Below are 23,963 nucleotides of genomic sequence, written 5' to 3'. Positions count from 1 at the left end.
CTTAGGTCTTACTTTTTCAACAGTTGCCCAAATCCTCACTATAATTCCATCATTCCGAGATAGCACAACCTAGTAAACCTGGAAAAATTCACTAGGACAGTCCTGCACTTATTCACTGCAGGCCCAGCATAAAAGTACGAGCTCCTTTTACACTTCGGCGATAGTTCCTTCTTCATTGCGTCTTCGCTTGCTTGTACTCAACAATGAACTAATAAATACCGCGCCTCTACCTCACAATATAAAAACGTGAGGTTTGAATATTTAATTGATTATTAAGATACTACTATAAAACTAGCTTATTCGTCAAGATAATTTCATTACTTTTCTGACTAATTACAATATTAGGGTTTTTTATCCTTTTTAAAGAAAATCCGCAAATAATTAATACTTAACATACTTTCTATTAATTCAAAAGAAATTGTTAATCAGTAAAAATAATAGCCTTTATACTATATGCAACTTGGTGAAGCTTTCGAAAGCGGTGGGATAACCTGCCCATTGATTCGATTCTTATCCATCGGTCTCGGTCCGGCTCCTCTTTCCGTCGTATCGATTGCTTTATCCGTCGCTTCGGTTCTACTTTCCGTCGCTTTGTTTTCTTTCCGTCGGTCCGGCTTTTCTTTCCGTCGTTTCGGCTCTTCTTTCCGTCGCTCTACTTCCTTTCCGTCACTTCAGCCCTTTTATCCGTCATTCTGGATCCTCATTCCGTCGCTCCGATTACTTTAACCTTCTCTTCCTCAAATTTTCCACACAAGAAAAAAACCTTGCGAAACAAAGTTCGCAAGGTTTTAAGAAACTCAGGAATTAAGAATTTAATAATAAATCTTCTGGGTTTTCAAGTAGTTCTTTAACAGTTTTAAGGAAGCCTACAGAATCTTTACCATCGATAATACGGTGGTCGTAAGAAAGTGCTAAGTACATCATTGGGCGAATTTCAACTTCACCATTCACTTCAACTGGACGTTTTTTGATAGTATGCATACCAAGGATACCAGCTTGTGTACCATTCATGATAGGTGTAGACATTAATGAACCGAATACTCCACCATTTGTAATTGTGAATGAGCCACCTTGAAGATCACCTAAACCTAATTTTTTGTCGCGTGCTTTTTTCGCTAGATCTGCAATTGAATCTTCAATTTCTGCAAAGTTTTTGCGGTCAGCGTCACGTACAACTGGTACTACTAATCCTTCTTCTGTTGATACAGCTACACCGATATCGAAGAAGTTGTTTAAGTGAATTTCATCACCAACGATTTGTGCATTCACATATGGGTATTTTTTAAGTGCTGCAACTACAGCTTTTGTGAAGAATGACATGAAACCAAGTTTAGAGCCAGTTGACTCGAAGAATTGGTCTTTTTTACGAGAACGTAAAGCCATAACGTTTGTCATATCTACTTCGTTGAATGTTGTTAACATTGCTGTAGATTGTTTTACTTCAAGTAAGCGTTTTGCAATTGTTTGGCGACGACGGCTCATTTTTTCAATTGTCACACGTGAATCATCAACAGCTGCTACTGCTTTAGGTGCTGCTGGAGCTGCTTGTGGTGCTGCAACTGGAGCTGTACCATGAGCTGCAACGTCTTGTACACGTACGCGGCCTTGTGGATCTACTGGAGATACAGCAGCAAGGTCAATACCTTTTTCACGAGCAAGTTTACGTGCTGCTGGAGACGCGATTACACGCTCACCAGAAGTTTCTACTACAACTGGAGCTGCTGCGACTGGAGCAGGTGCTGCTTGTGGTGCTGCTGGAGCTGCCTCAACTGGAGCTGCTGCAACTGGAGCAGGTGCTGCACCTTCGCCAGCTTCTACAACTGCGATTACTTGACCTACAAGTACAGTATCGCCTTCTTCAGCTAAAATTTGAGTTAAAACTCCTGCTTCTTCAGAAATGATTTCAGCGTTTACTTTGTCTGTTTCAAGTTCAACGATGAATTCACCCTTTTCAACGCGATCGCCCACTTTTTTTACCCACTGTGCGATACTACCTTCTGTAATCGATTCTGCTAATTCAGGGACTTTAATTTCAGCCACTTTCATTTCCTCCTTTAATTAACGTGCATTGGTGCACATCAATGGGCTACTGCCTAAGCAAGTAGCCCGGCTCTCAAAAATATTTAATATGTGATTATTTAACCTTTACAGGCTCAGCAACTGCTTCTTCTACAAGTGCGGCTTGAGCTGCTTTATGAGAATCTGCATCACCTTCAGAAGTTGAGCTCATTGCAGGACGGCCTACATAACGTAGCTTTTTACCTTCTGAAAGGTCGTGTAATGTTTCTAATGCATAATTCCAAGAACCTTGGTTTTTAGGCTCTTCTTGTACCCAAACGATTTCTTTTACATTAGGATACTTAGCAATAATACCAGCAACTTGCTCTTTTGGGAATGGGTAAAGTTGTTCTACACGAGCAATGTGTAGGTGATCGAATCCTTCACCGTCTTTAATACGGTCTGCGATGTCGATCATGACTTTACCTGAACCTAAAACAATGCGTTCTACAGCTTCTGGTTTTGAACCTAGGCCTGGTTGTTCAATTACTTCTTGGAATGAACCATTTGCTAATTGATCAGCATTTGCTGCAGCTAATGGGTGACGAAGTAAGTACTTAGGTGATACAACCACAAGTGGACGAACGCCTTCTGTACCTAATAATGCTGCTTGACGACGTAATAAGTGGTAGTAGTTACCTGCGTTTGAACAGTTTGCTACGAACCAGTTATTTTCAGCTGACATTTGTAAGTAACGTTCCATACGGCTTGAAGAGTGTTCTGGACCTTGACCTTCATAACCATGTGGTAACAGGATTACTAAACCAGATTTTTGACCCCATTTAGCACGTGCACCTGAAATAAAGTTATCGAACATAACTTGTGCCATGTTAGCAAAGTCACCAAATTGAGCTTCCCATACTGATAATACATGGTCGTTTTCTAAATTGTAACCATATTCAAAGCCCACTACCCCAGCTTCTGTAAGTGGAGAGTTGTGTACTGTAAATGATGCATTTGCACCTGAAATATGGTGAAGTGGCGTAAATAAATTACCATTGTTTTTGTCATGTAACACTAAGTGACGTTGAGAGAACGTACCACGTTGAGCATCTTGACCTGTAAAACGTACTGGTGTGCCATCTTGAATAATTGTTGCATAAGCTAAAGTTTCTGCATGACCCCAGTCGATTTTTGCAGAAGCAAATGCATCACGGCGTTTTTCTAAAATTTTGCCAAGTTTTTTCTGTGGTTCAAAGTTTTCTTCAAACACTAAAAGCTCTTCATTAATTTTTCCTAGACGTTCCGCACCAACTGCTGTATCAATTTGTGGGAATTCTACTTTTAATTCTTCTGGCATTTCTAAATGTTTATGTTCATCTTTATCTGCCATTTCTTTTACATGATCATAAGCCGCTTGCATTTCTGCATAAATAGCTTTATCTAATGCAGCTACTTCATCAGCAGAAACTACACCTTCAGCTGTTAATTGAGCACCGTATAAAGCACGAACTGGTTCATGTTTAGAAACTAATTTATACGTTTCAGGGTTTGTTACAGTTGGGTCATCCGTTTCATTGTGACCATGACGGCGGTAACCCATAAGGTCAACGATAATATCTTTACCGAATTTTTGACGGTAGCTAGCTGCGAAACGACCAACTAGAACTACAGATTCAGGGCTATCTGCATTTACATGCACAACCGGTACTTCGTAACCTTTTGCAGGGTCAGAAGAGTAAACAGATGAACGAGAGTCATGTAATTCAGTTGTAAATCCAATCATGTTGTTAGCAATGATGTGGATTGTACCACCAGTAGTGAATCCTTCAGTTTTTGCAAAGTTTAATACTTCTGTTACGATCCCTTGACCTGGGAACGCAGCATCACCATGCACAAGAATTCCTAATCCTTTTGTGCGGTTATGAATAGCTTGCCCTGGTTTAGAAGTGTCATCTTGTGCAGCACGTGCAGTACCTAATACAACCGGATTTCCTACTTCTAAGTGAGAAGGGTTGTAAGCAAGTTTAACATTCATACCAGATTCACGGTTGTAAGAAGCACCCATGTGGTATTTTACATCACCAGTCCAGCCTTTAGTAATTTCAAGGTTACCGTCTTTTGGCATAAATAATTCATTAGAAACATGTGCAAAATCAGAGAACATCATGTCGTATGGTTTATTTAAAATGTGTGTTAACACATTTAAACGACCACGGTGGGCCATACCAATACGTACATTTTCAACACTATTTGTTTCAGCTGTTTTCAAAATTTCATCGAATAGGACGATTTGAGTATCTAAACCTTCACCAGAGAAACGCTTTTGACCTACAAAAGTTTTATGAATAAACTTCTCGAAGTTTTCAACACGAGTTAAACGGTCTAATAAAGCTTTTTTCTCATTAGAAGCTAATGGTTGTTTAAATGAACCTGTTTCAATTTGTGCTTGAATCCAATCACGTTCTTCTGTTGCTACTACGTGATTATATTCAAATGCTACTTTATCTGTATAAACAGATTTTAAGTAATCGATTGCATCCTTACCATTTTTCACGTTTGCTGGCACATCTTTGAAGAAGACAGCTGCAGGAATTTCAGCTAAATCTGCAGCGCTTAAGTTGAACGCGCTTTCTTCAATTTGAGCTGTTTGTAGTTCACGGTTTTTCAAAGGATAAATATCTGCCGCTAAATGACCGTTTGTACGGATTGCATCTGCTAATTTCACAGCTGCTAACACTTTCTTGTAATCGCCAGCAGGAGCTGCTGCATTACTAGCTACAGCTACTTCACCTTCTACTACTACTGGTGCACCAAATTGTTGGAATAATAATGCTAACTCCGGTTCTACTTCTTCAGGAGACTGTAAGAATAAGTCGTATTGCTCCATCACATATCCTAGGTTAGGACCAGAGAAAGCTGACCATGGAGAACTTACAGTTGTAACGTTGTTCGACATGAAAAATGACCTCCAAATTTTGCCTTTCGGCAGTTCCATTAATTAAATTACAATTAATTATATAATATTTTCCCGCTCTTTAAAAGGATGTTTAACACAACATACCCATAATTTAAAGAACGTTTTTTCCATCTCAATCTTACTACTCTTCACAAAAAATACAACTCTTTTTAGCAAATTAAGCAATTTTCATCCCAAAGGCTAGAATAATTAAATAAAGCGTCTATTTTTCTCAATATTTTAGCGGGAATTTCATCAAGAAAACGGTTCCAACATTTTTTCTACTCTTGACTTCTACAGAGCCATTGTATTTTTCAAGTAACATTTTTGTAATACTAAGCCCTAAGCCTGTTCCTCCGATTTGACGATTTCTTGCCTCGTCGACCCGATAAAAGCGATCAAAAATAAATGGAATATTTTCTTCCGCTATTCCAATCCCATTATCTTCCACACTCAACAATACTTCCTTCCCGGAAACAGCAAGTGAAATTTGAATGTCAGGAACTATTTCACAATAACGAATAGCATTTTCTATTATATTGCGAACAATTTGGTTAAGTGCATTCTCTGTTATAAATATCCGCCCTATTTCCTCTTCTTTCGACAGCGTTATTCGAGCTTCTGGGTGAAGGAGTCTCGTCTCCTCTATAACCGCTTCTATAACTGCTACTGCATCAGCCTCACTATCGCTACCTTTTTCCTCACGACGAGCAAGTTCTAGTAATTCTTCGATCATTTTTCGCATTCGTGCAATTTCCGTTAGCGAAGTTTCAATAGATTCCTCTAAAATTTCCGGATCATCCTTCCCCCATCTTTTCAAAAGGGATAGATGCCCTTCAATTGCCTGAATAGGCGTTCGTAACTCATGAGAGGCGTCTGCAACAAATTGTTGCTGCTGTGCAAATGATATTTGCAATTCATTCATCATCGCATTGTACATTTTCAATAAATCACCTATCTCATCATGAGACGTGTAAGTTAATTGAATCGGTTCATTAAATCCTTTATCCATAACGGTTTTCATCGATGAACGTAACGAACGTAATGGTTTCATCAAATAATTGGCAAGATAATAGCCTATAGATGCAGATATCAATAATGCTCCTATGCCGGCTATTAACATTGTCGTCAATAAATAATGCATCAATGACTGGAACTTTGATAATGGATGAATCACTTGAATATATCCTTGAAAGAAACCAAGTTGAATCGGTTTATTAATGACAATGACATCTTTTTTATCAATTGTCATTTTAATAATTTCCCCCATCGAGGAAAGAGGCACAGCCTGAGGAATGTCATTAATACTAAAAATCTGAACACCATTTGCATTAAATATTCTAAGAGTTTGATTACGATCAGAAATTGAATCTATAAGACCTTTATTTTGCAGAATTTCCTGAATGGTAACATTGGGTCCTTGTGACTCTAAAAAATACACCAAATCATTGCTTGTCCGTTTGATTTTACTATCCTCGTCATTTGATAGCCATGTATGAAGTGAAATATATACGACAATACATATAATAGTATAGCTAAAAAATATAACAGCAGTAGATGTTAGCATCCACTTTCTTTGCAATGACTGATTGACTAAATAATGGCTCCATTTTATCATTCACGCATCACATACCCAACACCACGAACGGTTTCGATATAAGTATTCGTATCACCCGGTAGTTTTGTTCGCAAATGCCGAATATATACATCTACGACATTTGTCTCTATATCCGTATCATACCCCCAAACAGAGGTTAAAATTAGCTCTCGTGTACATACTTTGTTTTTATGTTCTATTAATAGTTTTAGTAGATCATATTCTGTTTTCGTTAAATCAAGCTTATTCCCTTGTACAAAAACTTCATAGGCCGCGATATCCATTTCGATATCTCGAAAATGTAAAGATTCCCCCATTTTTTCATCCGGTGTCACCCGACGTAAAATAGTACGAATTCTAGCTAATAGTTCTTCAATAGCAAATGGTTTTACTATGTAGTCATCTGCACCAGCATCCAAGCCAGCTACACGGTCCATCACAGCATCTCGTGCCGTTAGCAATATAATGGGTACCTGTGATTGCGAACGTATCCGACGACAAATTTCAATTCCATTGATCCCTGGAAGCATCACATCTAATAACAGCACATCAAAATTTTCAGATGCAGCTAGCGCAAGTCCTTCACGTCCATCAAAAGCTACCATTACATCATAGCCTTCATGCTTTAATTCTAGCTCTACAAAACGAGCGATATGCTTCTCATCTTCCACCAAAAGTATTTTTTTAGGCATTTCATCACCTTCTATTCCAAATTAGCGATAAGGTTTTTTCCTTAATACGGTTATAGCATACCATCAAACAAAAAGTCTGTACCACAAGCAACTACTTGTAATACAGACTTTTTTTAATTTCTAAATTAATTTAAAGCCCTTCGCGATGTCACAAATGCGGAAAGGAGTTTTTTTGCGCAAGCACTAAACAGATTCCGGATACATTGTTTATCTGTAGCGAAAGCAAAGCGGCAGCTACAATTATGCCGAGGCATAGTTGATTAAATGTCAGTAATATAGTGATTATTTTTTCCGATTTCCTTCGCTTTATATAAAGCTTGATCTGCTAATTCTAGCAATCCATTTAATGTTTGACCGTGATCCGGATAATAAGCGATACCAATGGAGGCTGTTGGAGAAAAGTAATGTTTTTCAATCGTCCAACCTTTTTTTAATTCATTACGGATTCGATTAATAATATCCATCATTTGAGTATCCCTCGTCTCACCATCCCGAGTTAAGCCTGTTAGGACGACAACGAATTCATCGCCACCCATTCGGATCACTAAATCGTGGTTACGTACCGCAGTAATTAAAACTTGACCAAACTTTCGGATAAAATCATCTCCCGTGTCATGGCCATGCTGATCATTTACAGTCTTAAAGTCATCCCCATCGATATAGAGCATAGCTAAACACTCATTATGTTCTTTTGCTTCTGCCAATATTTTTGGGAACTCCTTGCTTAAAAAACGGCGATTTGGCAATTGTGTTAATGTATCATGATAGGCTAAATATAATAGATCATTCTCTCGTTCCTTACGATGAGTAATCTCACGAGATACCATCATAATTTGCGAAACTTTTTCGCGCTTTGGATCATGAACAACAGTTACGTTTCCTTCAGTCCAAACAGGCGTACCGTCCTTCGCCTTTAGTAGAAGCTCAAATTGTTTTTCCGTTTGACCCGAAAAATTATTTAGAAACGTTTGCCAAGCCTTCTTACTTTGTTCATCTACAATATCATTGTAAAACTGACCTTGTAATTCTGCATTTTCGTAGCCTAAATACAACTCATAAGAGGGCGAGGCATAAATAATGATACCGTCTTCGTTTGTAATGACAATTAAATCATTTGTATTTTCTGTAATTAGACGGAATGTGCGTTCAATATTTTTCAATTCCGTTAACATTCTTTTCTTGTCCGTAATATTATAGTTAATGGATAAATATTGTTCTGTCTCGCCAAATTCATTTTTCAATGGAACTACAGTTGTCTCTACCCAACAATCAGCATGGAATTTTGTACGATAGCATAGCTCCCCTCTCCAAACACTCCCCTTCCTAAGTAATTGTACTAACTCTTTAGTATCGTTACGAGGCTCGATTAATTCTAAAGAAGATTGACCTATTAGCTCTTCTGCAATGTAGCCTGTTGCATTTAAAAACAAATCATTTACTTCTAATATTTTTGCATTTTTATCTAGAACTGCAATGGAAGCTGCAGAATTGAGAGCGGCCTTAAACACCTCAAAACCGTGAGATTTTGTGCGTAACTCTGCCTTTTGTTCGGTGAATTGTGTAAAATCCTGCATGATAAGAAAAATAGCAAAAGAGTTATCCCCCTGCATAACTGGGGATAGTGATACTAAATACTTGCGCTCTTTTTTATCTAGTGTATGAAGCTTAATGAGTTTTTCGCCAATATTTTTGCCCATAGCTGCTTTTTGTAAATAGTTCTGTATATTTTCCACTTCATCTATAGGAACAATTGGTAAATCAATGAATAACTGCTGTTTAACTGTTTCAGTATCTAATTCAAAGTCTTCTGTAAAGCTGGAATTCACTTCATAAATAGTCCCTTCAGCTGATAAGATGACCGTTGAAAAGAAGGCGTGATCAAACATAGAGCGCAGAAATAAAAACTTATCTTCGATGCTACGATCATAAAGAATCTCTTTAGTTATAGCTAAAATATAGTCTTCTTTATTATGTTTAAGCGGACGCACAGATGTCTCATATTTACGAACCTCTGATTTATAATAGGCATAATCCACATAATCCACTTGACTATGCATTGCAATCGCTCGATTGTAATTTTCTTGAATTGTAGTGAAATTACGACTTTGGGTAAGGGAAGAAAGCATTTTCCCAATCGCCTCTTGTGGAAAGAAAGCTCTAGCTGCTTGATTTAAGCGAATATATTGATAATCGTCTCCCACTTTTTTCATTAAAAAGACAAAATCTTTGCCAATAAATAATTCATTAAATAAGACTTCGCTTAAAAGATATTTCATGCTGTCACCCCATAAGTCGTTAATAGTAATATAGAATTTTCATATAGTTTTTGTTCATACAAAAAAATCAATACTACTATTATAACATAATTTAAAAGAACTACCCTTCTCGAATTGGAAAATTTATATCCTTTATAGGGTAATTTTTGATATTTTACCTCTTTTGAAGAAATAATATAATCCTAAAGAAACACTATTTTATTCAAAAATTGATATTATAGACTTAATACTATACAAAATTATACATTAACAGTTTTTAACTATCTACCCGATTGCCTATTTTTCGGAATATTCTGACACGTAAACTTATTTTTTGTTTTAGCGAGGAAAATGATTGCATAAAGCAGTGTGATTGTTATATTATATTAAAAAAACTAGCCTTTTTTCGGTATGGTCGAAAAATCAGTAAGACAGCGGGAGATTATGGTTATCATAGTTTGAACGTCTAGTTCTTTGGGTTTTAATTCCAGTACGAATTTTAGTTTTCTTCTTTATGTTTTAAAGGAATTGTTTTAACTACCCTAGTAAAGGAGGCGTTTCGTATGCTTAAACATCGAGACCTACATGAATGTACAGAGCTTTATGAGCTATTATCACACCCTTCTGTATTCCCTTTTGTCCGTCAAAAAGCCACATCCGCTGATGAATATTGGTTTATGACAAAACAACTGATTGAAGAAGAAGTGAAGGGACTCGCTATTTCAAGGACAATTACTGATGATTGGGGTCAACCGATCGGCACCATTAGCATTCATGATGTGGAGGATGGTGCAGGCTTTTTAGGAACGTGGATCGGACTCCCTTATCAAGGTTTAGGTTATAACCAAAAAGCAAAAATGCTTTTTTTGAATGAACTATTTTTTGATTATAATTTCCATACGGTATTTCTCCGTATTCGAGTTGAAAATATAAAATCTCAGCGCGCAGCCTTAAAGCTACCTTATGTTGTGAGCGCAAATGAAAGTCATCCAACATTATTAGCACAAGTTAACAGAGGCGAGGCGCAATTTAATTTATTTAAAATTCCAAAAGACTTGTTCTATCTTACAACTGCCAATCAAATGGCAGAAGGCGAAGAACAAGCGATGTAATTTCATAATGCGAAACTATAATCAGCGTGGGTTTACTTCAGCCCTCGCTGATTATTTGTCTTTAGCAGTCTTTACTTTCGATAAAGATTAATTACTGCCCGTTCATCCCGGATAAAAATAAGCTATGTGCTCCGTCTTCATGACAGACACATAGCTTATTTTTTAGCTTTGTTTCATTTTATTACTGTAATTGTGTTTTAGTTAAACACTGTGATAACGAAAAACTACTTTTTATATTGTAAAATCAATTTCGCCATTTCTTCAGGGGTTTTCGGTCTTTGTGTTTTTTCCATCGTTGAAACCATTTCTGCTTTGCGCTCTGTTAATACATGAACTGATTTTTTAAACGATTCCTTTGTTAACTCTTCCTCTTGTAACACTTCTGCATAGCCCTGTCTTTTAAATAAGTTGGCATTTAATATTTGGTCACCACGACTTTTTTGTGCAGATAACGGCACTAGCAACATCGGCTTGTGCAGTGCTAAAAATTCAAAAATCGAATTGGAGCCAGCACGTGAGACGATAAAGTCTGCAGCATGTAATAGATCCGGTAATTCCGTTGTCACATATTCAAACTGTTTGTACCCAGACATTGATTCAAATGATTCATCGTAATTCCCTTTACCGCACAAATGAATGATTTGAAACTGCTTCACAAGCTCTGGTAAATTTTGACGAAGTGCATCATTCAAGACAACTGACCCTAGACTGCCTCCCATCACAAGAAGAACAGGTTTTAATGTCGTAAAGCCACAAAGAGATAACCCTTTCGCTCGATCTCCCATAAATAACTCTTCGCGAATAATGGAGCCTGTGCACGTTGCCTTTTCTTTCGGCAGATGCTGTAATGTTTCCTCAAAAATAGTAAAGATGTGTGATGCAAATGGTAGCGCAATTTTATTGGCTAAGCCAGGTGTAACATCTGATTCATGAATGACTACTGGAACACCAGCAAATTTCGCAGCCATGACAACAGGTACAGAAACAAATCCGCCCTTAGAAAAAATGACTTGTGGTTTCACTTTTTTAATTATACGAAAAGCCTGCATCATTCCAGCAAGCACTTTAAATGGATCAGTAAAATTTTTCATCGAGAAATAACGGCGCAATTTCCCACTTGAAATACCGTAAAACGGAACATTAGGAAACGCCTCGCCTATTAATTCTTTCTCAATGCCTTGGTCTGAGCCAATATAATGGACATCATAACCTAGTTCTTGTAAAGATGGGAGTATCGCTTGATTGAGCGATACGTGACCAGCTGTCCCTCCACCGGTTAAAATGATTGATTGTTGATTCACATTAATTCTCCTATTCCATCAATTATGCGCCGGCATAATTGTTGCTGTCGCTTCGCTTTCGCACAGAAAACATTTGTTGCTGTCGCTTTGCTTTCGCACAGAAAACATTTGTTGCTGTCGCTTTGCTTTCGCACAGAAAACATTTGTTGCTGTCGCTTCGCTTTCGCACAGAAAACATTTGTTGCTGTTGCTTCGCTTTCGCACAGATAAACAATGCGTCCGAAATCGGCTTTGTGTTGACAAAGAACTCCTTTCCGATTCCGTGACATCCGCCGGAGGCTTTGGGCCAACACGATGTTGGTCACTCAGTCGTTGCCACAGGACGTGGCGTTTTTAGACTGAGTTCCTTCTTTCAGTGGATGTTTGGACACGCACTTAACTTAAACTCGTATTCATCTCGTCACCTATATAGGTGGTGACTTTCGCTGAAAGAAGGTAAAAGCCATTGTAACCATAATACTTTTGTATACAGTCTTTTATTTTACTATATGCGAACGAAAAGATACAGATGAAGCTTTAAACTTCTTTCAGCTGGTGTCCAATCACTTGCTGAAAGAACGGAACTCAGTCTGATGCAATTATGCCGAGGCATAATTGATTTTTTCATCTTTACTCTATTTTAGTATGCTATACTAATTTAATTATGATAATAAAGGAAGATTATTCACTATGAATCAAACAACTACGTTAAAAGAAAAATATGCATTAATCTTAAAAATTATCGTACCTATTTTAGTATCGCAAGTAGCTATTTATCTTATTTCTTTCTTCGATATTTTAATGTCAAGTCGGTACGGTACCACCGATCTAGCTGGAGTGTCAATCGGCTCCTCTATTTGGATGCCTATTTACATAGGGCTATCTGGAATTCTCCTTGCGATCACACCTATTGTCTCACAGCTTGTTGGAGCTAAAAATGAGTTTGCAGCTAAAAGAGCTGTTCAACAAGGTATCTATGTAGCCATCGTTCTTGCAGCACTTATTTTTATTTTATTAATAGTCGGTATAGATTGGATTCTTGGCAAGATGGATTTAGAAGCCTCTGTACATTCTATTGCTAAATCTTATATTCAATCGATGTGTGCTGGACTTATACCACTATTTTTATTTTTTGTCATGCGCTGTTTTATCGATGCACTTGGACAAACTCGCGTTACAATGATTATTACATTACTTACAACACCTATTAATATTGCGTTGAATTATATTTTCATTTTCGGCAAATTTGGTGCACCTGAGCTTGGCGGAGTAGGCGCCGGTGTTGCAACAGCGATTACATACTGGCTTGTTTTCTTGATTACAGTTTGGATTATTGCTAAACGTAAGCCTTTTGAACGTTTCCACCTATTTAATGACTGGCCCAAATTAGAATGGCTTCGTTGGAAGGAAATTTTAATCATTGGCGTGCCAATCGGAATATCCTTATTTGCAGAAACGAGTATTTTTTCTGCTGTTACTATGATGATGAGTAGCTTCAGTACAGAAATCATTGCAGCTCATCAAATAGCATTAAATTTCACTAGCTTGTTGTATATGGTACCGCTCAGCATTTCGATGGGTGTAACGATATTTGTAGGGTTTGAAATTGGTGCTGGACGAATGCGCGATGCTAGACTTTATAGCTATTTGTGTGTTGGGACCGCGATTTTATTTAGCTTTGTTTCAGCTTGTATTCTTTTTATCCTTCGCGAACCCGTTGCAAATATGTATACAACTGATGGAAAAGTGCTAGAGTACGCCGTTCATTTTTTAATATTCGCAGCTATTTTCCAGCTATCTGATGCTATCCAAGCGCCTGTACAAGGAGCTTTAAGAGGGTACAAAGATGTTACAGTAACCTTTATTATGGCCATCATTTCGTATTGGGTGATCGGCTTGCCTGTCGGTTATGTACTGGCCACTCATACAGACTTCGGGCCGTTTGGTTACTGGATTGGACTAGTAGCAGGTCTGACTACTGGCGCTATTACTTTATTAATACGTTTATTACTTGTTCAAAAAAGATTTACAAATACGACCAAAACAACAATAGCAAACCAGACTTCGCTCTAGTTTGCTTTTTTTCTTTTAGAAGTAACAAACCTATGAGAGACACCCATATTCCCTATTCTATGTATTTTTAATAATTCTCTATCTCCTAATACAATTCCTCGCGCTTCGCTTTCGCGCGTTGCCCCGAAGCTTCCAGAAAAGCGCCCAGCCGGAAAGGAAATCAACCCTCGTTTTGCCAAAGAACCTTGCATTTTCGCTTTTAAAAAATGTCCACTAAGCTTTTTACAACTTAGTGGACATCCTATTATTCAATGTAGCTATTCAATTTATACGATTATTTTTGGATAAATTGTTGAGTCCAGTAGTTACCTGATTTCACATAGCCAACACCAATATGCGTAAATTTCTCATTTAAAATATTCGCACGGTGACCTGGTGAATCCATCCAAGCTTGTACTACTTCCTGAGGTGTACGTTGACCTTGTGCAATATTTTCTCCTGCACTCTTATACGTAATACCTAAAGCTTTCATACGATCAAATGGAGAACCGAATGTCGGACTTGTATGTGAAAAATATTTTTTAGATTGCATATCTTGTGATTTTTCACGAGCAGCTGCCATCAATTTATCATCCGTTTTAAATGGTGCTAAGCCAGCTTTTGTACGTTCAGCATTCGTTAATTTTACAACCTCTTGTTCAAAAGCATTCACATCTGAAGTAGATGTTGATGGTTTTGTTTGAGATGGTGTAGTAGTTGTATTATCTTTTTGAGTCGTTTGTGTATTGTTATTTGTTGTTTGATTATTTTCTGGTACTTGTACTTCTTTTGATGGTGCTTGTGTTTGTGGTTGTTTAACTACCCATTTTTGATTTGACCACTGATTTGACCATTTATAAGAATAAACAACTTTATTACAGTCTGTAGTTGTGTTCCCCTCTGTAGTATTTTCTGCAGCGGAAGCCATTTGAATTGGAGCTGCTAATAAAAATGTTGCACAAATTGCAGTTAGTGTTTTTTTCATTTTTGCAATTCCTCCTTCTATGCAAACAATCGTAAAGTACGATTTTAATAAATTTCTTACCAGCATCTTCTAGCAACACCATCCAGGAAATAGATTCGCGTTAAATAGAGGGTTATTGGCTTTAATTTTTAGCAGGTTTCACCAGCCTATGAAATACTTACGTTTTAAATAGGGTTGACACTTCTTAAAAACTATTAAGTATTTTCAATATTCAAATATATTTTTGTGCGCATTCACACAAAAAAACTGCCAAAATATCTACTTTGAGAAAGACGAAACGAACAAAACTTTCGTCTGACAAGTAGAATTTGGCAGCTTTAGGATGTCTATTTTAACTAGCTTTAGCGTTTACTCAATACCAATGACGTTTAATCTACTTACATCTTCACCAATGATCACGAGTTTTGCAGGCATTTTCACATACTCTGGAAGCCATTGGACCATTCCATATGCATATTGAAACAGCATAGGATTTTTTACACCTTCAATTGGCACGTATCCTTTCATTCGATACACAGTTTCAGGCAATGTACGTACCCAATCCTCAAATTGTTCTTGTGTAAAGTTAACGTCTTTAAATTCAACTAATCGTGAGCCTAGATGCATCGATGCTATTGGAGCTTTCACAATATCTTCTTTATCCACCTGAGCTGTTGCCTTTAAATCTTCTAATAAACGTAATGGCACGCGTCCATTTGTAGTTTGCATAATAAAGGCATGTGGATTAAAGCCTTGTAGCTCATAAACAACTTGTGCCTGCTCAGCTTCTGTTAGTAGATCTGTTTTATTGGCCAGTAATAAATGTGCGTGACGGATTTGTTCCATAAATAAAGAGCGCACTTGCGGAGTTAATGTTTCTCGGTTCAACCACAGCTTCGAATCAGCAACTGTGACAATGCCTCTGACATTTAGCTTTTCTGCAAATAACGGTGAGTAAACAGCGTCTAATGCTTCCACAGGATGTGCTGCACCTGTTGTTTCAATGATCAGGACATCAAAGTCACTATCTAATAGAAGAGATTGAATTTGCGCCTCTGTTTTTTCGGCACCAGAGCAGCAAATACAGCCCTCTAGCATTTCCTTTAACGGAATATCCTTTTCCACAGCCTGTGAGTCAAATGGTAGCTTTCCAAGCTCATTCATAATGACAGCTGGCTTTAAATTTTTTTCCTTAAGTTGTCGAATAACATCAGTTAACATGGATGTTTTTCCACTACCTAAAAAACCACTAAATAAATATACGTCCTTCACCATTTTTCCTCCTATTAAAAAAGCTGTCGCAAGAGGCCATTAGAGACGCCCACTGCGACAGCTACTTTGTTAGTTTATAGTTTACTCAGTTTTTGCTGGTGAACCAGTTAGCAGTTCTTTCGCTTTTAACAATTGAGGATCCTCTGCTTTTAATTTAGCACGTAACGCATCCATTAAAGCATACGTTGTATCGCCAGTTAAAACACCAGTTTCTTCAAAACCATTTGCAGCTTGCAGTTTTTTCACTGCACTTTCTGTATTTTGTTCAAAAATACCGTCTGCATTTCCAGGCTCATATCCTAGAACTTCTAGCATCTCTTGTGCCGCTTTTACAGAGTTAGATTGCACGCCCATTTTCATTTCCATAGCTGGATCTAAGTATGGTAATGATGCATAAGGTGGGTTTGACACTTTCACATCAGGCGCTATGCCTTTTTCGTTAATCCAGTTACCATTTGGTGTTAACCATTTTCCTGTTGTGAATTTAAGGTTAGAACCATCTTTTAATGGTGCGACATTTTGTACTGTACCTTTACCAAACGATGTTTCTCCAACAATTTTAGCACCAACAGATTCTTTTAATGCACCAGCTAAAATTTCAGAAGCAGAAGCACTGCCGCTATCGACAAGTACTGTCACTGGAACATCGTATTTTTTACCAGAAACAGCTGTTGTAATTTTCGGCTCCTCATCTTTTTGTTGCACTTGTACGATCGCTTTACCTTCTGGAACGAATAAATTCGATATCTCTACCGCAGCATCTAGGTAGCCGCCAGGATTTTGACGTAAATCTAATACGATGCCTTTTGCTTTACCTTCGTAATCCGCAAGAATCTTCTCAAATTCTTTTGCAGTATTTTCACTAAATGACGTGATTTGAATATGGGCAATGTCCCCTTTAAGCATTTCACCGTAAACCGTTTCAACCGGAATTTCGTCACGGACAATCGTCATATTAATAGGCTCAGCATTTGTTCCACGTTTCACGGTTAATTTTACAGGCGTTCCCTTTTCGCCGCGAATACGCGCTACCGCTTCAGAAGCAGTAAATCCTTGCACACTTTTTCCATCCACAGTTAAGATAATATCTTGTGGTAATAACCCCGCTTTTTCAGCTGGTGAGTTTTTAATAGGTGACACAACAGTAATATAACCGTTACGTTCTTGAATTTCCGCCCCAATTCCTTGGAAACTAGAAGACAGTCCAGACTGAAATTGTTCTGCTTCGTCCTTCACCATAAAATCAGAATACGGATCATCTAATGCGTCGAACATACCGTTAATAGCGCCGTCGACCACTTTTACATCATCGATATCTTTGTAATACTTATTTTTAAGTAAATCATAGGCTTCATATAATTTTGTGAATTCTGCACGCCCACTCGGTACTTTCACTTCAACTACTTTCTTTTCACCGAATGTTAACGCAAAGATCGTTAAGCCTGCAGTAATAAGGATTGTAAAGAACATCAACATGATAAATTTAAACGGTTTCATTTGTACAAAACGTACTGCTGGCTTTATTTCAGCAGGGGATGTTTGTTCTGGCTGCTGTTCTACACTATCTTTTTTCTGTTCATCCATCTTGATTGTCACCACTCTCATATACACTAACTTGTTGTCACACTATTACCATCTTAACAGGTTATAGAGAAGACGAAAAGAAAAAGACTGTCAAAATTTCATGACAAATCTTATCCCACAACAATCTTCCTAAAATCCATCATTTCTAATCACTTTATTATAAGCTCTTTATTCTATGTAGGTCATATTATTTGTAGCCTTTGTAAAAGTAAAGATGTCTCCAGTTATCTGCTAAGTTGTAGGTATATAATGGTACTGATTTTCTATTTTACTCATTTCTTCGAAGCAGTCAACTAAAATCCTCATAGAATATTAGAAAATACATGTCCACTTATGCATGTTCCTATCATTTGCGTTGTTGTTATTACGTAAGTTCTCTTAATCTTTTTATCACCGAATGTATTGTTAACCTATGAAAAGCAAGAAGCTGGCCCTTATAAATGACAGAAAAAATACCATACGGGGTTGGCGCCAGTTCCATCAGCGCTTCTCTACCTTTGAGATCAATTAGTTCCACTGGTATATTCAATGTATTTGCACCAGCTATAATATTTTCTGTTGCAATTTCGACATATGGACATTGGAATGAACGTAAAATCGTCAAATTGTTAAATTTTTTTAATCGTTCCTCCCAATCATTCGGAAAATATGGTTGTTCCGCTTCACTGCTCAAAGGGTAAACAAGTAATTCAAAATCATATGGTGCCGTATCAATAAGTTGAAAATTGTTTTTCAAAAAAATTTCTTTACTTGGCGCCCAAGACGTTGTTGAATTCGTAATAACAACAACACCTTTTTTTGCAAGTTTTTTTGCATCTTCTAAACATTTATTGAATCAATTATGTCTCGGCATAATTGCGTCCGGAATCGGCTTTGTGCTTGCACAAAGAAATCCTTTCCGATTTCCGTGACATCCGCCGGAGGCTTTAACTTCTTTCAGCGGCTGTTTGGACACTCGCTGAAAAGTAACTGTAACCCGCATTTATTTCACCACCTATAGAGGAGGAAGACTTTTGCTGAAAGAAGTTAATCGAGCACCATATCCTTTTCCAACTTCACTTACCCATAAACAATGGATGACTAAATAACCATTAGCATGAACCACTCTAGATGAATTTTCTGCTTCTGTATATTCAATAAACCCTACTTGTTTTTTATTGGCGGTTACTTGAACATATTTCAAGCCTTCTTCAAATCGATTATTCAGCCATTTATTCTTATTTATATAGCCATTTGATTTTTTCTTGCTTCTAAGACAATAGCTCCCAATTCCTTCTAATAGCTCAGCATTAATTTCCACCAATTCAACCTTGCCCAATGCCATTCACCCCCTAATAATTATGGTAATTATACCCTATTAAAGTGTTTAAAGTACGCATAGGAACATAAAATCAGGCTAATTTATTTTTTAGCCTGATTTCGACAAAAGGAAGAAATTTAATATGTCATAGGACTACTCATTGTCGATATTTCATACAAATGATAAATGAGTAATGATTTGAACTATTTAAGGAGGGTTTAATATTGAATAAGAATACATTTAAAAATCAATCTACTGATTCACTGGATATTTTTGCTGCTAAGCTCACCTATATAGGAGCCTCTATTTCTACATTAGGTGACGGCATACAGGCAGTTGCAGCAGGTCTTGCCTTAGAAGCATTACAAAATTCCAAAAATGACAATTCAAATGATCAGGCAAAACAAAGTGCAAACATGAAAGAACAAATCGATTATTTAATTTCTGAGTTACAGCAAATTAAAAAAATTTTAAAATAACATAATGCTTCAATCATTACGGATACTTATTTGTTTGTGCTTTTTTTACTCTGCTCATCGAGTAATTCAGAAACTGTGACAAATCGATATCCTTGATTTTCAAGTTCAGCTAATATTTTTTCCATCGCTTTCACTGTTTGATGGCGATTGCCGCCTCCATCATGAAAAAGAATGATATTACCTTCTTTAACACCATTTAACACAGTATTCACAATTCTATTCGTTCCTGGACTTTTCCAATCTAATGTATCTAAATGCCATGACCACATCACCACTTTATATCCTTCTTTTGCAATCGCTTCAATCATTGCATCTGAATACTGGCCTTCAACAGGTCGGAACAAAGTAGGTTTAGTTCCAGTGATGTTCTGAATAGTGTCATCTGTTTGTTTTATCTCCTTAAGTAAATTCGGGACATTCGTCCTTAAGGGATGCGTAAATGTATGGTTAGCTAGTTCATGGCCTTCCTTATACATTCTTGCTATCACCTCAGGATTTTTTTGTGCATTTTGGCCAACAATAAAAAAAGTTGCTTTCGCATTGTATTTTGATAATAAGTCTAAAATCTCAGATGTGTACTTTCGATGTGGCCCATCATCAAAGGTTAGAGCAACAATTTTTTCATCCGTTTTGATCTCCCAAACAATTTGTCCTGCTTCTTCATAATACTTTCTTCCTTTGTTTTCATATGTTGCTGCGCCAACTTTTAGATAAAAAAAGGAGACCGTTAAAAGACAAACAGGTATTAAAAACCACAACTTTTTCAAATCTTCACTTCCTCAACTAAAAATATTTAGACTTATTATTTGAGGAATGATAAAAAAAATGCTCTTTTTTTATTTTTTGTTGGTGTATATTTGAAGCTAAAACTGATTGAAGTTAGAAGTTCCTTATAAGGATTGTTAAATACATTTTTCGCCAATCGATTACGGCAAAGTGTTAAAAAGCTTTGTGCGAAAGTGTAGTGGTAACGTAGCGACAGAAATGTGTTTTTGTCTCAGTGCGAAACCGTTGTTGTTGTTGTTGTTGCTGACGCTTCGCTTTCGCACAGATAAAACCGTGTTGCTGTCGCTTCGCTTTCGCACAGATAAAACCGTGTTGCTGTCGCTTCGCTTTCGCACAGATAAATTGCCACAAGGTGTGGCGTTCTTAGACTGAGTCCCTCTTTTTCAGTGAGTGTTTGGAAACCCGCTAAAAGAAGTTAAAATCTGTTTTGTTATATGATGTTCCATATGTTCTAAGTAGTCTTGGATAAGCCACTGTAAGGTCATGAGTTCATTACTTCCAATATTACATTGAAGGCCAAGCTTTTCATTAGGGATATTTTTAATTACATTTATTATTTTTTTATTTAAGCTCACCCATAAATCCAATATTTCATCAATCCGTAACTCTTGATACCCTTGGATTTTTACCCATTCAACTTGATTATATGGAGTTAGTACAAATGGTTCCTCTTCGTATTGTATTTTAATGAACCTTTGCAGATTATTGATAGCAGAGTCACATAAATGGCCTAACACCTCTTTTTTCGACCATTTTTGAGGCGCTGGTCGCTGTGAAATCTCTAATTCAGACATTTGCCGGAACTCTATCGGCACATTATTTATCCAAATTGATCAATAAAATTTTGCATAATTCCCACCCCTACTTATAAAAGCTTAAATAATAATCGATTAATTTAATGACTTCGTATATCCTTTTATATTCTTTTTCTATTTTATAAGAAATAAACAATACTGCTACATTAAAGCTTAATACTGCGAGAGCAACTATTTGGACAAATGAGATTCCAATCATCAACTTTGTATTAATGGCAGAGGCAATGATTGTAATTAACGATATTAGCACACCACATAATGTAATAAAAATCGGCTTTGATCTAATAATTTCATTTGCTTGCAATTTCAAAACATCTAGTAAATATTGAATTTCTTTCAATGTATACTTTTGATCAAAAATCACGAAATATGACATATAAACATCGTTTGCTATATTTTCATTTAGAATATTTTTATGGATTTTTTTCACTAATCGATCACAAAAATCTTTATCTAATGCTTTTCTAGGTTTGAATAGTTCCTCTTTATTTTCAAAAACATTTGTGCCGGGATGCTTCAAATCCCTCATCCTCTCATACTGGTTTACCAGATTTAATGACCTTATTTAAAATAGAAAACATGTTTATAGTCACCCAAATCTTTCAGATAATTAAAGTATATGAAAGGACGGAAAGGTTGTATGTTATTTTCGACAAAATTTTATAGTATTCTGATTAACATTTATACAGTCTTAATTAGTTTAGTTGTCGATAAACAGCTAATGCATCTGTAATATTGAACTGCTCTGTTCGTGAGTCACCCTCCGCACCTACAGTTACTAGAATATACTCTTCGCCATTAATTGTCGCTAGACTTGCTAAACATAAGCCTGCTTGTTCTGTATAGCCAGTTTTGCCGCCAATTATTTCACCTCTCATCTTTTCATTAGCATCCATATTTTTAAACATCCGACTCGACACCGTCATTCCCTCTGGATGAAGATTCGTTGACTTTATTGAGTATCTTTCTGCGGTATAGATATCCCGAAAGGTGTTATTGGTTAAAGCATATTGTAAAAGTATCGAAATATCTTTCACACTCGTATAATGATCGGGATGATGGAGTCCTGTTGCATTCATAAAATGTGTGTTTATCATCCCTAGCTGTTTAGCTTTTTCGTTCATTAACTTTACAAATTTACTCTCCGACCCAGCAATGTAATTGGCTAAACCATTAGAAGCATCTGCACCAGAAGATAGCATTGAACCATAAAGTAAATCCTCTGCTGTTACCTCCTCATTAGGAAGAAAGCCAGCCATCGAAGCATTTTCTTCATACAAACCCTTAAATATTTTTCTAGGAAGCAAAATCTTTTCCTGTAAATTCGAGATATTTTCAATTGCAACTAGAACTGTCATGATCTTCGTCAAAGAAGCAGGGTAAATAATTTCTTCACTACCTTTGTCCAATAATATCTTATTTGTGTCTAAGTTCACTAAAATAGCATTTGAGCTATGTAAATTTACATCAAGATTTATTTCACTTTTCTTTGGTATTTCCAGCTGAAGATTATCAATTATTTCTGGCTTTGAATCTTGGAATTCGTTTACAAACATGTACACCAGAATAACAAAAATCATTAATATTAGGCTATAAAATCTGTTTCTTTTAAACATAAAAACAACTCCTTCTCTCTATGCCTCTATTGAAACATAAAAGAAGGAGCTCTTTTTTAATAATCAATTATAGAATTCTTAAGATTTCTTAAGAAAGTGTTGGAAGCATTACGGTGAAAACTGTTTTTTCATCATTACTTGAAGCTGATATCGTTCCTCCATGAGCATGGACTATTTCATTAGCAATTGCAAGACCAAGCCCCGCCCCACCTGATTGAGTCGATCTGGAAGAATCTAAACGATAAAATTTTTCAAAAATCATCATTAATTTTTCTGGTGGAATTGTTTTCCCCTTATTTGTAAATGAAATAAATGTTTGGTCATTTTGATGGTGTGCGCTAATATGAATTATACTGTTGTCATCGCTATATGCTATGGCATTTTTTAAAATATTATTAAATACCCTAGCTAATTTATTAGCATCCGCAAAAACCTTCATTTCTCCCTCGATATTCACAATTGCTTGCTGTCCTTTAGGGGCCAATAAGGGATAAAATTCATCTGCCAATTGCATTAACATGTAATTTAAATTAATGGATTCTTTATCTAAAATAATGGACTGTAAGTTAAATCTAGTGATTTCAAAAAATTCATTAATCAACTGCTCTAGCCTATATGATTTTTCTAATGAAATCTTCACATACTTTTCTTTTTGGTCTACAGGCATGTCCTTTGCCTCATCCAACAGACTTAAGTATCCAATCATAGATGTCAGCGGTGTTTTAATATCATGTGCTAAGTAAACTACAAGATCATTTTTGCGCTGCTCAGCCTCCTGTGCATCCTTTGCCCGTTTTTCTAATTTATTTTTAGCATCATTTAATTTTTTCTCCATAAAATCTAACTCAGAAGGAAGACTTATTTCCTGATTTGATTCCTCCGAAAGCATATTAACACCTATGGCAATTTGGTTAAAATACTTCGTAAACCGAGAAAGTGCAAAATAAAAAATTACTAATAGCAAAATAATTAAGCCTATCGCTAACCAAAGAGATTTATTTTGTCGAAATAATATCCCATAGGCTCTCTGTGCCGAAAAATAGTCAAGCTGTAGCACGTTTTCACAAAATCGAATAAACCAATCAGCGAAAGGAGCTTGTAAGACACCATCAATAAATACATAACTTATGAAATAGCCTACTAACAATGTGATTACTAAAATCAACAAAATTTGAAGCATGATAGTTCTTTTTAGTTTTCCA

General features: G+C 36.6%; 19 protein-coding genes and 1 riboswitch. Of the genes, 3 read left to right on the top strand and 16 right to left on the bottom strand.

What is annotated here, in order from left to right:
- Positions 1-52: 52 nt before the first annotated feature.
- Positions 53-237, bottom strand: a riboswitch (Lysine riboswitch).
- Positions 238-804: 567 nt separating this feature from the next.
- The 5 genes from odhB to ABNX05_RS00215 form a co-directional block, all read right to left on the bottom strand.
- Positions 805-2,040: a 2-oxoglutarate dehydrogenase complex dihydrolipoyllysine-residue succinyltransferase gene (odhB, locus tag ABNX05_RS00235; RefSeq protein ID WP_349657839.1), complete on the bottom strand. Its 1,236-nt coding sequence runs from the start codon at positions 2,038-2,040 to the stop codon at positions 805-807.
- A gap of 94 nt (positions 2,041-2,134) precedes the next feature.
- Complete coding sequence (locus ABNX05_RS00230; RefSeq protein WP_349657838.1) at positions 2,135-4,957, bottom strand: 2-oxoglutarate dehydrogenase E1 component; 2,823 nt, start codon at positions 4,955-4,957, stop codon at positions 2,135-2,137.
- Positions 4,958-5,189: 232 nt separating this feature from the next.
- Positions 5,190-6,575, bottom strand: coding sequence for a sensor histidine kinase (locus ABNX05_RS00225; protein WP_349657837.1), 1,386 nt, complete (start codon positions 6,573-6,575; stop codon positions 5,190-5,192).
- Positions 6,572-7,246, bottom strand: coding sequence for a response regulator transcription factor (locus ABNX05_RS00220; protein WP_349657836.1), 675 nt, complete (start codon positions 7,244-7,246; stop codon positions 6,572-6,574). Before ABNX05_RS00220 ends, ABNX05_RS00225 begins: the two co-directional genes overlap by 4 nt.
- 260 nt (positions 7,247-7,506) lie before the next feature.
- A complete protein-coding gene (locus ABNX05_RS00215; protein WP_349657835.1) occupies positions 7,507-9,522 on the bottom strand; it encodes a diguanylate cyclase domain-containing protein in 2,016 nt (671 codons plus the stop codon).
- A 542-nt stretch (positions 9,523-10,064) separates the two neighbouring features.
- Between ABNX05_RS00215 and ABNX05_RS00210 the strand changes: the two genes are divergently transcribed.
- Positions 10,065-10,613, top strand: coding sequence for a GNAT family N-acetyltransferase (locus tag ABNX05_RS00210; protein WP_349657834.1), 549 nt, complete (start codon positions 10,065-10,067; stop codon positions 10,611-10,613).
- Between the two features lie 224 nt (positions 10,614-10,837).
- Here ABNX05_RS00210 and murG read toward each other — a convergent pair whose 3' ends face one another.
- Complete coding sequence (gene murG, locus ABNX05_RS00205) at positions 10,838-11,914, bottom strand: undecaprenyldiphospho-muramoylpentapeptide beta-N-acetylglucosaminyltransferase (RefSeq protein WP_349657833.1); 1,077 nt, start codon at positions 11,912-11,914, stop codon at positions 10,838-10,840.
- A 669-nt stretch (positions 11,915-12,583) separates the two neighbouring features.
- Here murG and ABNX05_RS00200 point away from each other — a divergent pair.
- Positions 12,584-13,966, top strand: a complete 1,383-nt coding sequence (locus ABNX05_RS00200; protein WP_349657832.1) for an MATE family efflux transporter — start codon at positions 12,584-12,586, stop codon at positions 13,964-13,966.
- Positions 13,967-14,240: 274 nt separating this feature from the next.
- Here ABNX05_RS00200 and ABNX05_RS00195 read toward each other — a convergent pair whose 3' ends face one another.
- The 5 genes from ABNX05_RS00195 to ABNX05_RS00175 form a co-directional block, all read right to left on the bottom strand.
- On the bottom strand, positions 14,241-14,930 hold the full coding sequence (locus ABNX05_RS00195; protein ID WP_349657831.1) for a CAP domain-containing protein: 690 nt from the start codon (positions 14,928-14,930) through the stop codon (positions 14,241-14,243).
- Positions 14,931-15,278: 348 nt separating this feature from the next.
- Positions 15,279-16,181: a CobW family GTP-binding protein gene (locus ABNX05_RS00190; RefSeq protein WP_349658292.1), complete on the bottom strand. Its 903-nt coding sequence runs from the start codon at positions 16,179-16,181 to the stop codon at positions 15,279-15,281.
- A gap of 81 nt (positions 16,182-16,262) precedes the next feature.
- The gene (locus ABNX05_RS00185; protein ID WP_349657830.1) at positions 16,263-17,765 is read right to left on the bottom strand and encodes a lmo1851 family serine protease; all 1,503 of its coding nucleotides are present in this window, start codon (positions 17,763-17,765) and stop codon (positions 16,263-16,265) included.
- Positions 17,766-18,129: 364 nt separating this feature from the next.
- Positions 18,130-18,501 carry a hypothetical protein gene (locus ABNX05_RS00180; protein WP_349657829.1) on the bottom strand — a complete coding sequence of 124 codons (372 nt, stop codon included), beginning with the start codon at positions 18,499-18,501 and terminating at the stop codon, positions 18,130-18,132.
- A gap of 258 nt (positions 18,502-18,759) precedes the next feature.
- Positions 18,760-19,083, bottom strand: a complete 324-nt coding sequence (locus ABNX05_RS00175; protein ID WP_349657828.1) for a hypothetical protein — start codon at positions 19,081-19,083, stop codon at positions 18,760-18,762.
- 206 nt (positions 19,084-19,289) lie between these two features.
- Here ABNX05_RS00175 and ABNX05_RS00170 point away from each other — a divergent pair, with 206 nt between their 5' ends.
- On the top strand, positions 19,290-19,544 hold the full coding sequence (locus ABNX05_RS00170; protein WP_349657827.1) for a translation initiation factor 2: 255 nt from the start codon (positions 19,290-19,292) through the stop codon (positions 19,542-19,544).
- Between the two features lie 26 nt (positions 19,545-19,570).
- On the opposite strand, the gene ABNX05_RS00165 is transcribed toward ABNX05_RS00170, so the two are convergent.
- From ABNX05_RS00165 to vanS, 5 genes are all read right to left on the bottom strand, one after another.
- Positions 19,571-20,311, bottom strand: a complete 741-nt coding sequence (locus tag ABNX05_RS00165) for a polysaccharide deacetylase family protein (RefSeq protein WP_349657826.1) — start codon at positions 20,309-20,311, stop codon at positions 19,571-19,573.
- A 402-nt stretch (positions 20,312-20,713) separates the two neighbouring features.
- Entirely contained in the window at positions 20,714-21,124 is a 411-nt protein-coding gene (locus ABNX05_RS00160) for a DinB family protein (protein WP_349657825.1), read from the bottom strand.
- Between the two features lie 67 nt (positions 21,125-21,191).
- Positions 21,192-21,665 (bottom strand): hydroxymyristoyl-ACP dehydratase, encoded by a 474-nt coding sequence (locus ABNX05_RS00155; protein ID WP_349657824.1) that lies wholly within the window; start codon positions 21,663-21,665, stop codon positions 21,192-21,194.
- Positions 21,666-21,840: 175 nt separating this feature from the next.
- The gene (locus ABNX05_RS00150; protein WP_349657823.1) at positions 21,841-22,761 is read right to left on the bottom strand and encodes a D-alanyl-D-alanine carboxypeptidase family protein; all 921 of its coding nucleotides are present in this window, start codon (positions 22,759-22,761) and stop codon (positions 21,841-21,843) included.
- A gap of 88 nt (positions 22,762-22,849) precedes the next feature.
- Positions 22,850-23,941 (bottom strand): vancomycin resistance histidine kinase VanS, encoded by a 1,092-nt coding sequence (vanS, locus tag ABNX05_RS00145; protein WP_432760113.1) that lies wholly within the window; start codon positions 23,939-23,941, stop codon positions 22,850-22,852.
- Positions 23,942-23,963 lie beyond the last annotated feature (22 nt).

It is taken from the genome of Lysinibacillus zambalensis (assembly GCF_040183165.1).
In the GTDB taxonomy this organism is placed as follows: domain Bacteria; phylum Bacillota; class Bacilli; order Bacillales_A; family Planococcaceae; genus Lysinibacillus; species Lysinibacillus zambalensis.
The sequence above is the reverse complement of the archived record's forward strand: the minus strand, read 5'-3'. Positions and strand labels throughout refer to the sequence as shown.